Source organism: Bacillus sanguinis (assembly GCF_018332475.1).
Taxonomy (GTDB): Bacteria; Bacillota; Bacilli; order Bacillales; family Bacillaceae_G; genus Bacillus_A; species Bacillus_A sanguinis.
Map to the genome: position 1 here is coordinate 26,207 of NZ_BOQB01000106.1, position 10,450 is coordinate 36,656.

At 36.0% G+C, this 10,450-nt stretch carries 10 protein-coding genes; 8 read left to right on the plus strand and 2 right to left on the minus strand.

Annotated features, from left to right (window positions below; genetic code table 11):
• The first annotated feature begins 99 nt into the window (after window positions 1-99).
• Window positions 100-465 carry a YisL family protein gene (locus KI369_RS13415; protein WP_000233490.1) on the plus strand — a complete coding sequence of 122 codons (366 nt, stop codon included), beginning with the start codon at window positions 100-102 and terminating at the stop codon, window positions 463-465.
• Window positions 466-523: 58 nt separating this feature from the next.
• On the opposite strand, the gene KI369_RS13420 is transcribed toward KI369_RS13415, so the two are convergent.
• Entirely contained in the window at window positions 524-1,078 is a 555-nt protein-coding gene (locus KI369_RS13420; RefSeq protein WP_212956270.1) for a DUF2777 domain-containing protein, read from the minus strand.
• Window positions 1,079-1,317: 239 nt separating this feature from the next.
• Here KI369_RS13420 and asnB point away from each other — a divergent pair, with 239 nt between their 5' ends.
• The 4 genes from asnB to KI369_RS13440 all read left to right on the plus strand — a co-directional run bounded on the left by asnB (window position 1,318) and on the right by KI369_RS13440 (window position 6,262).
• Complete coding sequence (asnB, locus tag KI369_RS13425; RefSeq protein WP_212956271.1) at window positions 1,318-3,165, plus strand: asparagine synthase (glutamine-hydrolyzing); 1,848 nt, start codon at window positions 1,318-1,320, stop codon at window positions 3,163-3,165.
• Between the two features lie 188 nt (window positions 3,166-3,353).
• Complete coding sequence (hemH, locus tag KI369_RS13430) at window positions 3,354-4,313, plus strand: ferrochelatase (RefSeq protein ID WP_212956272.1); 960 nt, start codon at window positions 3,354-3,356, stop codon at window positions 4,311-4,313.
• Between the two features lie 59 nt (window positions 4,314-4,372).
• A complete protein-coding gene (gene katB, locus KI369_RS13435) occupies window positions 4,373-5,839 on the plus strand; it encodes a catalase KatB (protein WP_212956273.1) in 1,467 nt (488 codons plus the stop codon).
• A 117-nt stretch (window positions 5,840-5,956) separates the two neighbouring features.
• On the plus strand, window positions 5,957-6,262 hold the full coding sequence (locus tag KI369_RS13440) for a hypothetical protein (RefSeq protein WP_212956274.1): 306 nt from the start codon (window positions 5,957-5,959) through the stop codon (window positions 6,260-6,262).
• Window positions 6,263-6,426: 164 nt separating this feature from the next.
• On the opposite strand, the gene KI369_RS13445 is transcribed toward KI369_RS13440, so the two are convergent.
• Window positions 6,427-7,659, minus strand: a complete 1,233-nt coding sequence (locus KI369_RS13445) for an ammonium transporter (protein ID WP_212956275.1) — start codon at window positions 7,657-7,659, stop codon at window positions 6,427-6,429.
• Between the two features lie 219 nt (window positions 7,660-7,878).
• On the opposite strand from KI369_RS13445, the gene KI369_RS13450 reads away from it, so the two are divergent.
• From KI369_RS13450 to KI369_RS13460, 3 genes are all read left to right on the plus strand, one after another.
• Window positions 7,879-9,174 (plus strand): alpha-amylase family glycosyl hydrolase, encoded by a 1,296-nt coding sequence (locus KI369_RS13450; protein ID WP_238484921.1) that lies wholly within the window; start codon window positions 7,879-7,881, stop codon window positions 9,172-9,174.
• Between the two features lie 44 nt (window positions 9,175-9,218).
• Window positions 9,219-9,446, plus strand: coding sequence for a hypothetical protein (locus tag KI369_RS13455; RefSeq protein ID WP_212956278.1), 228 nt, complete (start codon window positions 9,219-9,221; stop codon window positions 9,444-9,446).
• 214 nt (window positions 9,447-9,660) lie between these two features.
• On the plus strand, window positions 9,661-10,450 hold a 790-nt coding region (locus KI369_RS13460), incomplete at its 3' end, for a helix-turn-helix domain-containing protein (RefSeq protein ID WP_212956277.1).

Here is a 10,450-nt window from a genome sequence, read left to right on the forward strand (position 1 = left end):
ATATCATTTAAATGTAAAAAAGCGAAACATTTCCTGAAAATAAATGAACATGTTATCATATAGAGTGAAAAAGTGTGAAAAGAGGAGGTAAGGGATACGATGGTACATATGCATATTACAGCATGGGCGTTAGGTTTAATTTTATTCTTCGTTGCGTATTCACTTTATTCAGCAGGGAGAAAAGGTAAAGGTGTACATATGGGGCTTCGTCTTATGTACATTATCATTATTGTGACAGGTTTCATGTTGTACATGGGTATTATGAAGACTGCAACAAGTAACATGCACATGTGGTATGGTTTAAAAATGATAGCTGGTATTTTAGTTATCGGTGGAATGGAAATGGTTCTTGTGAAAATGAGCAAGAACAAAGCAACAGGGGCAGTTTGGGGGCTATTTATTGTTGCGCTAGTAGCAGTATTTTACCTTGGACTGAAATTACCGATTGGTTGGCAAGTATTCTAATAAAAAATAAAACCACCTTATAATCTCAAAGACTTGGGAGATAAGGTGGTTTTTTATTTTAGGTTGCATCGATATGCAACTCTTCTCCGTTTACTTTCGTAAAACGAAACATATTTTTATTGGACGTAGTGTGACGAACGAAATGGTGCTGCAGTGTACAAATCATCTCTTCGTTATCAAACAAAAGAATATTTACTCCTTCGCGCGCTTCCTCTTTCGGTAAAAAAGATAAATAATTATGACAATACATGCAATCATATAAAGAGTAATGAAGTGATTGCAATGATTCCGTTAATAATGTAAAGACAGAGTCAGGTAATTCCTCGAGCCATTCCGTATAGCTAAGAAGTAATTTCTTTCGAATTCGTATCATTTCCCCGTTTTGCAAATGATGCTGTTCGTTGGCGATTCGTAATACATCTTGTTCATAGAAACGAGCTGGTAGCCAGTTGTTGTTATATAAAATCTCAAAGCCATCTTCGGCAATATCTTCTAATAAAAATGCTTCATCATTTTCATCATCAAAGAATACCCATTCATTGTTTATATATTCTACATTACCAACTGTATGAGCGCGAGGCTGGTTATATAAAATATGGTTACGTTGTATCATACACGATTTCTCCTTTATGAAAAGTAGTTATTTCTGTTATAGACAGTTCGCGCATTCTTTATAACTAGACACATCTAGACATAGGTGGGCATACAATAAAACACGTTTTACTGAGTGAAAATGCTATTCCATATGTGGATAGTAGGTTATCGTCAAGTTTTTCATTTTTTGATCCGCACCTCTAAGGGTGGGGATTACTGCTCGTTTAGGAAAAGAAATAGGATGGAAGGATGATTTATATGTGCGGGATTACAGGATGGGTGGATTATAAACGCTCATTAGAAGGAGAACGGGACGTCGTTACGAAGATGGCTGAGACGTTAGCAAAGCGTGGTCCAGATGATAATAAAGTTTGGATTAAAGGAAATGTCGCATTTGGGCATAAACGGTTAATCGTTGTTGATCCTGAGGGTGGTAAACAGCCGATGACTTGTTTAAAAGACGAAACGAATTATGCAATTTGTTATAACGGCGAACTGTATAATACGGAAGATATTCGAAAGGAACTATTAAGAAGAGGATATACGTTCAAAGGTCATTCTGATACGGAAGTACTATTAGCGTCGTATATGGAATGGAAAGAAGAATGTGTCGATCATTTAAACGGTATATATGCGTTTGCCGTATGGGATGAACAGAAAGAACAAGTATTTATTGCGCGAGATCGACTAGGTGTAAAACCACTATTTTATAAATATGATAGTGGGCGATTACTATTTGGTTCAGAGTTAAAAGCGATACTGGCTCATCCAGATGTGAAGGCAGAAGTAACGTTAGAAGGATTATCCGAAATATTTGGACTTGGTCCATCTAGAACGCCTGGTCACGGTATTTATGCTGGTATAAAAGAGTTGCGTCCAGGGCATGCGATGACATTTTCAAAGAACGGTTTATGTATATGGAGATATTGGAATGTAGAAAGCAAGAAGCACGAAGACTCCTTTGAAGAAACAGTAGAGAAAACACGCTTTTTATTACAAGATGCGATTACAAGGCAGCTCGTTTCTGATGTACCGTTATGCACTTTTTTATCAGGTGGTGTAGATTCGAGTGCCATTACGGCAATTGCTGCGAAAGAATACGCAAGGTCGGGGAAAGGGCAATTACACACATACTCTGTTGATTATGAAGATAATGACAAATACTTTAAAGCGAATGCGTTTCAGCCAAATTCAGATGCACCATTTATTCATTTGATGACGGAGACGTTTCAAACAATTCATCATCGCTGCGTCATTTCAAATGAACAATTAGCGCAGTATTTAACAGAAGCGGTACTCGTTCGTGATTTGCCTGGTATGGCAGATATCGATTCGTCATTATTATGGTTTTGCCGCGAAATTAAACAAGATTTTGTCGTTGGTTTATCTGGGGAATGCGCAGACGAAATATTTGGTGGTTACCCGTGGTTCTATAGAGAAGATGATTTACAATCGAGTGCATTTCCGTGGATGCGCTCTACAGAAGCGCGTGAACAACTGCTAAAGAAAGAATGGAGAAATAAATTAAACTTACAACAATATGTACAGCAGCGTTATGAAGAATCCATTCAAGAAGTTCCTATTTTAGAGGGAGAAAACCCAATTGAAGCAAAGAGACGACAATTATTTTACTTGAACATGGTGTGGTTTATGACAACATTATTAGACAGAAAAGATCGTATGAGTATGGGGGCGAGCTTAGAGGTACGTGTTCCGTTTGCGGATCATCGACTTGTCGAATATGCGTGGAATATTCCTTGGGAAATGAAAATGTATAAAAACCGCGAAAAAGGTCTATTGCGTAAAGCGTTAGAAGGATTACTTCCAAATGACATCTTATATAGAAAGAAGAGCCCGTATCCGAAAACACATAATCCGCACTATACAAAAGCAGTAACAGTATGGCTACAAGATTTATTAACGGATAAAGGATCAATTTTACACGAACTATTTGATAAAGAGCAGTTGAGCGGATTAATTGAGTCAGGCGGCAGTGCATTTCAATCACCTTGGTTCGGTCAATTAATGACTGGGCCTCAGCTTTTAGCTCATTTAGCACAAATTCATGTTTGGTTTAAAGAGTATGGGGTAAATATTAAGGAATAGAAGAAAAGCGACTTACTTTATAAGTAAGTCGCTTTTTATTAAATAAATTGTCATATAAAATTCAAAATCATATTAGAAAAAATACTTATTTAGAATAATTATCTTTACGTACTTATTATTAGTTGTTATAATTGGAAACAAATGTTCTTGAAAAAGATTCTCATTTATAAAATTGAGGTGTTATATAGATGAAAAAGAAAAAAATAGGTTTACTCGTAATGGCGTATGGAACGCCGGATTCATTAGATGAAGTAGAGGCATATTATACACATATTCGTCATGGGCGTAAGCCATCCGAAGAAGCGCTCCAAGATTTAATCGGGCGCTATAAAGCAATTGGCGGAATTTCACCGCTTGCAAAAATTACGAAAGAGCAAGCGCATAAATTAACAGACTCAATGAATAATATGTTTACAGAGTATGAATTTAATTGTTACTTAGGCTTAAAACATACTGCTCCATTTATAGAAGATGCAGTAGAAGAGATGAAGCGCGATGGAATTGAGCAAGCGATTAGTATCGTATTAGCGCCGCATTATTCTACCTTTAGCATTAAGGCATATAATGAGCGTGCAATTCGTCTCTCGGAGGAAATAGGTGGTCCTGTTATTGAGCCGATTGACCAATGGTACGATGAACCGAAGTTTATTTCGTATTGGGCAGATCAAATAAAAGAAACATTTACAAAAATTGATGATAAAGAGAAAGCGGTCGTAATTTTTTCAGCGCATAGTTTACCAGAAAAAATTATTGCAGCAGGTGATCCTTATGTGGAGCAATTGCAGCATACAGCGGATTTAATCGCAGCAGCTGCAAATATTCAAAACTATACAATTGGTTGGCAAAGTGCCGGAAATACATCTGATCCATGGATTGGACCGGATGTACAAGATTTAACGAGAGATTTATTTGAAGAGCATAGATATGAATCTTTCGTATATTGTCCAGTCGGCTTTGTGGCAGAGCATTTAGAAGTTTTATATGACAACGATTACGAGTGTAAAGTTGTGACGGATGAATTAAATGCGGCGTATTTTAGACCGAATATGCCGAATGCACAATCTACATTTATTGATTGTTTAACTACAATTGTTTCCAGAAAAATGAAAGAAATAGTTGACAAAGAACTAATTTTGAATAATAATTAATTTATAATAATTTTAAATAAATAATAATTACTATGAAAGAAAGAGGAGGATCCCCCTAGATGAATCCAAATAATCGCTTAACAACAAACCAAGGTGCTCCGGTCGGAGATAACCAAAATTCTCGTACAGCTGGTCGCCGTGGACCAGTATTATTAGAAGACTATCATTTAGTAGAAAAACTAGCTCACTTTGATCGTGAACGTATTCCAGAGCGTGTTGTGCATGCACGTGGTGCAGGTGCTCACGGTGTATTCGTAACGAAAAACAGCATGAAGAAATATACGAAAGCAGCATTTTTACAAAATGAAGGAACTGAAACACCTGTGTTTGTTCGTTTTTCAACGGTTATTCATGGTCAAGGTTCTCCTGAAACAGCACGTGATCCACGCGGTTTCGCTGTTAAATTTTATACAGAAGAAGGAAATTACGATATTGTAGGTAACCATTTACCAGTCTTCTTCATTCGTGATGCAATTAAATTCCCTGATATGGTGCATTCTTTAAAACCAGCACCTGATACAAATATTCAAACACCAGATCGTTACTGGGATTTCATGACGTTAAGTCCAGAATCTACACATATGATGACATGGGTATTTTCTGATTACGGTACACCAGCAAGCTATCGCGAAATGGAAGGTTTCGGTGTCCATTCATTTAAATGGATTAATGCAGAAGGTAAAATCGTCTACATTAAATATCACTGGAAACCACAGCAAAGTGTACGTAACTTAAGTGCAAAAGAAGTGCAAGAAGTACAAGGAAAAGACTTCAACCATGCAACTCGTGACTTGTTCGATGCGATTGAAAAAGGAAACTATCCGAAGTGGGATTTACACGTACAAGTGATGCAACTAGAAGAAACGGATTCTTTAGATTTCGATCCATTAGACCCAACGAAAGTATGGCCAGAAGATCGTTTCCCGTTAATTGAGGTAGGGACGATGACGTTAAATCGTAACCCGAAAAACTTCTTCGCAGAAGTAGAGCAAGTGGCGTTCTCTCCAAGTGCAACTGTAAATGGTATTGAACCATCTGAAGATAAACTATTACAAGGTCGTTTATTCTCTTATCCAGATACACAGCGTTACCGTCTTGGTGCGAACTACTTACAAATTCCTGTAAACTGCCCGTACGCAGCTGTTCATAACCAACAACGTGATGGTGCGATGCAAATCAATCAAAACCCATCTACAATCAATTACGAACCGAGCCGTCATGCTGAAAATCCAGTTGAAGATCCAGCTTACCGTGATTCAACTATGAAAGTAGAAGGTTATGTATCTCGTGAAAAAATTGATAAACCAAATGATTTCAAACAAGCAGGTGAGCGTTATCGTTCATTCTCTAAAGAAGAGCAAGACAATTTAATTGCAAACTTAACAAATGACTTAAAAGACGTAAATGAACGCACAAAATTACTAGCAATTTGTAACTTCTTCCGTGCAGATCACGAGTACGGAATGCGCTTAGCACAAGCTTTAAATGTTGATATTACGCAATATGTAGGAAATGCTCCGAAATAAATAGGGAAAGGCGACTGTGAAACGGTCGTCTTTTTTTATGTAAAATATGTTTTACATGAGGAGTGGGAGATGGTATACTCTTGTCAAATAAGTTTTACATATATGAGGTGTATTTTGATGGATGTTTTGATTTTTATTATTGCTCTAAGTGTCTTTTTATTTGTGGTGTTTGCTATTATGAAAATGTTTATAGCGATTGGGAAACAAGGTGATGAACGTGCTACGTTTATAAAAAATAAAGCGATGGCTGAGACATTTAAAATAGCAATGGGACTAATGGTGCTTGAGATGATCCCTTTTGTTTATCATCGTTTTAATGAAACGGTAGGAACGCCGTTTAATCCAGTTCGCTTTTTAGGTGTAATAGCGATTGCATTTCTTATTATATTAAGTTTGAATAAAAGTAAGTATGGCGATTCGTAAGTTATATCGGAGTATTCTTCAGGTTCGTTATGTTGGGATTTATTGATAAAACGATATATCCGGGGAATCGTCGATATATTCAATGGGATACTAAGTGGGGATACCGCGCCGATAAGTACAATAAAAAGAGATGCAATCTACTACCAATAGATTGCATCTCTTTTTTAGTTCACTCGCTCAGTATACTCATAAGCTTTCTCTCCGTGCATCGAAATATCAAGTCCCATATGTTCTTCATGCTCATCTACCCGAACAGGGAGGAAGAAGTTAATCGCTTTAATAATGGCATACGTCATGATGATTGTGAATGCATAAGTTGCGCCGATTGCTATCAGTTGTTTAAGCAGTAAAGCGGCGTTTCCGTAAAATAATCCGTTCGCGCCATCACTGTTTACAGCAGTAGTTGCAAATAGTCCTGTCGCAATACCACCCCAAGTGCCGCCGATACCGTGGCATCCAAATGCATCGAGTGTATCGTCGTATCCGAATTTTGTTTTTAAGAAAAAGACTGCCCCGAAGCATAATACGCCGCCGATTGCTCCGATAAGAAGAGCAGAGAAAGGTGTAACGAACCCGCAAGCTGGTGTAATAGCGACTAAACCGGAAACAACTCCGCAAGCAGCTCCCATCGCAGTCGGTTTTGATTGGAAGAACCATTCTGAAAGCATCCAAGTTAATGCGGAGGCAGCAGCGGCTATATTTGTATTAATAAATGCAGTTAAAGCTACATCATTTAAAGATAATGCGCTACCGACATTAAAACCGAACCAGCCGAACCATAGTAGACCGGCGCCTAGCATCGTAAATGGTAAATGGTGAGGGGAAGAACCGTTTATGTTTTTTCGTTTTCCGAGGAAAACGGCTAATACAAGGCCGGCCACGCCAGATGTAATATGAACGACGTTACCACCAGCGAAGTCTAACGCGCCAAGTTCTCTTAGCCACCCGCCAACGCCCCATACCCAATGAGCGACAGGATTGTAAACGATTGTTGTCCATAGAAGGATGAAAATAAGGAAAGCAGAAAATCGCATTCTTTCGGCGAATGCACCTGAAATTAAAGCGGGAGTTAAAATAGCAAACATAAGCTGGAACATCATAAATAAATTGTGAGGAATAGTAGATGAGTAGTCTGGATTTGGTGTGTAGGTAACTCCGTTTAAACCGAACCAATCGAGTGTACCGATAAGTCCGTGCCAATCTGGTCCAAATGATAAAGAATAACCAATTATAATCCACTGAATCGAAACGATAGCCATTGCGCTATAACTATGCATTGTCGTACTAAGCACGTTTTTACTGCGAACCATGCCCCCATAAAAAAGTGCCAATCCTGGTGTCATTAACATGACCATTACTGTCGTTACAAACATAAAAACAGTATCTCCCGTATTCATGCTCTCTCCTCCTATAATGTTAGAAAAAATAACATCAATTTGTTATGTTTCATATCATATTCGAAACGAAAAGAAAAATCAACTAAAAATTCAGAAAACTTTTTATCTCATGTTAGAAAATATAACATGAGATAATTTGAGAAGAATGAAATCAACGTATGCGATTCGTTTGGATAATTGGTATAATATTCTTACAATTAAAAAACATGGGGGATGCGTGTGGGGAAAATACATACTAGGAAACTGTTCATTTATTTTTGTTTAGCTGTCGTTTTATTTGTACCAATACATACGTTTGCAGATGAAAAAAGAGAGTGGCGAGACGAAGTTATATATTCTATTATGATTGATCGCTTTAATAATGGAGAACCGAAAAATGACAAACAGTTAGAAGTTGGTAATTTAGAAGGGTATCAAGGCGGAGATATAAGAGGGATTATAAAAAGAATGGATTACATAAAGGAAATGGGATTTACTACTGTTATGCTTTCTCCGCTTTTTGAAAGTGGAAAGTACGATGGATTAGACGTGCACGATTTTCAAAAGGTAAATGACCATTTCGGAACAGAAAATGATGTGAAAGAACTTGTACAAATAGCTCACGCAAAAGGAATGAAAGTTGTATTTCAATTTCCGCTTGGAGAGAACGAACAACAAGTAATTGACGCGATGAAATGGTGGATTAAAGAAGTCGATTTAGATGCAAGTTATGTAATACATAGTGAAAAAAAGTCGGATGCATTTTGGGATGACGTGCAAAAAGATATGCAAGCGATAAAGAAAGATTTTCGTATTATGACAGAGGAAGATAGTGAATACACTGAAAAAATAGTAGAATCGTTTTCAAAAGCGGATGTATCGGTGAAACCTTTATATGAAGTGAGTAAAAAAGACGAGGAAGCCATTACATTTTTAGATAATCAAGATACAAAAAGATATGCTCGTATTGTAAAAGAGCATATGAATTATCCGCCATCTCGTTTGAAACTAGCTCTCACATATTTATTAACATCACCAGGTATTCCGAATTTTTATTACGGTACTGAAATTGCATTAGATGGAGGAGATACGCCAGATAATAGACGGTTAATGGATTTCAAATCGGATGAAAAGTTTATGCAGCATATAACAAAACTTGGTGAACTTAGACAAACGAGACCGTCTTTACGACGCGGTACGTTTGAGCTTTTGTATGATAAAGATGGAATGAGTATATTAAAACGAAAGTATAAAGATGAGGTAACGTTAGTAGCGATTAATAATACGAAAGAGATACAAAAGGTTCCTCTTCATGCAAATTTGATTGGAGAAAAAAAGGAATTACGTGGCCTACTGGAAGATGAAATTATAAGAGAGGAAAACGGAAATTTTTATCTCGTTTTAAAGCGTGAAGAATCAAATGTGTATAAAGTTAATAGAGAAACAGGTGTGAATTGGTTATTTATCTCCTTAATAGTTGGTGTGAACGTATTATTTATTACTTTTTTAATTGCGGTTAAAAAGAGACGGAAATGAGTAATGTTTTTTTAGTAGCTCTCCAGTTTAAGATGGTGAGGTATTTGCGGAAAAAGAAGTGGTTCGCTCTATGCGTATGTGTTTTTATCGTATTCGTAAGTTTTTATTTTTGGGACAATTGTGATGATGGGGAATTTGTTCGGTGGGGTGATAGTGTTCATTCTGTTGATACGGAAGTGCTGAAGAGAAACGATATAAAATACAAAATCGAAAATGATAAAGTATACATTCCTGAAAAATCATTTGATAAAGCAATATGGTGTTGCTCTTAATAAATGCGAAATATCGGTGGGGCAGGCTAAGGAGAAAACTTTCTCCCTAGTCTGTTTTTCTGTGAAGTAAGACTCGCGCCTCGAAATGCATCTGAGCAAAGAAGTGAAAAGAACATATAGAAGAAACAATAATTGCAACTGTACTAATTTTACATTACATTAAAAGATGAAAAATAATTTTATACTCATTAAGGGTTATATTTGAGGAGAGAAAATGGAATTTTACGATTTGGGTATTACCATTAAAGAACTTAGAATTAAAAAAAATATATCACAATCCGAATTATGTCATGGAATATGTTCACAAAGTCAAATTAGCAAGATTGAAAAAGGTGTGATTTATCCATCTAGCATATTGTTATATCAATTATCAGAAAGGCTTGGTATTGATCCAAATAATATATTTGCACTAACTCAAAACAAAAAATTAAAATATATAGAAAATGTAAAATGTGTAATGAAAGACTGTATAAGACAACATCAATATAAAGAGCTTTATGAAATAGTAACAAAAGAAAAAAACTTAAATAATTTTCGAATGAAAGAAGATAAACAATTTCTAATATGGCATGAAGCAATTGCTATATATCGTGTGAATAACTCAATAAAAACAGCTTTAACTCTTTTGAATAATGCATTAAAAATAACTGTAACGAATATTGATTTTTTAACAGAGAGAGAAATAGATATTATGCAGACAATGGCTATATTTCATGCAGAAAATAAAGAATATAAAGAGAGTATTAATATATTAAAAAGATGTTTAAATAATTTTGATAAGTTAGATTTTCCTAGAGATAAAGAAATTAAATTAAAAATCATTTATAATTTAGCAAAATGTTTGAATTACACATATCAATACGAAGAAGCAAAAAAATACATTGATAAGGGTATCAAATTAGCTATTAATCTAAATACTTTATACTTATTGGGTGAACTATACTATGAAAAAGGTTCGAATTTACTAAAGCTTGAACAATCTAATAAAGAAGAAGTTGCTGATA

Bases quoted from the DNA above. Each gene is read 5' to 3' on its own strand.
- katB (WP_212956273.1), top strand. From the start codon at position 4,373: ATGAATCCAAATAATCGCTTAACAACAAACCAAGGTGCTCCGGTCGGA.
- asnB (WP_212956271.1), top strand. From the start codon at position 1,318: ATGTGCGGGATTACAGGATGGGTGGATTATAAACGCTCATTAGAAGGA.
- KI369_RS13445 (WP_212956275.1), bottom strand. From the start codon at position 7,659: ATGAATACGGGAGATACTGTTTTTATGTTTGTAACGACAGTAATGGTC.
- KI369_RS13440 (WP_212956274.1), top strand. From the start codon at position 5,957: ATGGATGTTTTGATTTTTATTATTGCTCTAAGTGTCTTTTTATTTGTG.
- KI369_RS13415 (WP_000233490.1), top strand. From the start codon at position 100: ATGGTACATATGCATATTACAGCATGGGCGTTAGGTTTAATTTTATTC.
- KI369_RS13420 (WP_212956270.1), bottom strand. From the start codon at position 1,078: ATGATACAACGTAACCATATTTTATATAACCAGCCTCGCGCTCATACA.
- hemH (WP_212956272.1), top strand. From the start codon at position 3,354: ATGAAAAAGAAAAAAATAGGTTTACTCGTAATGGCGTATGGAACGCCG.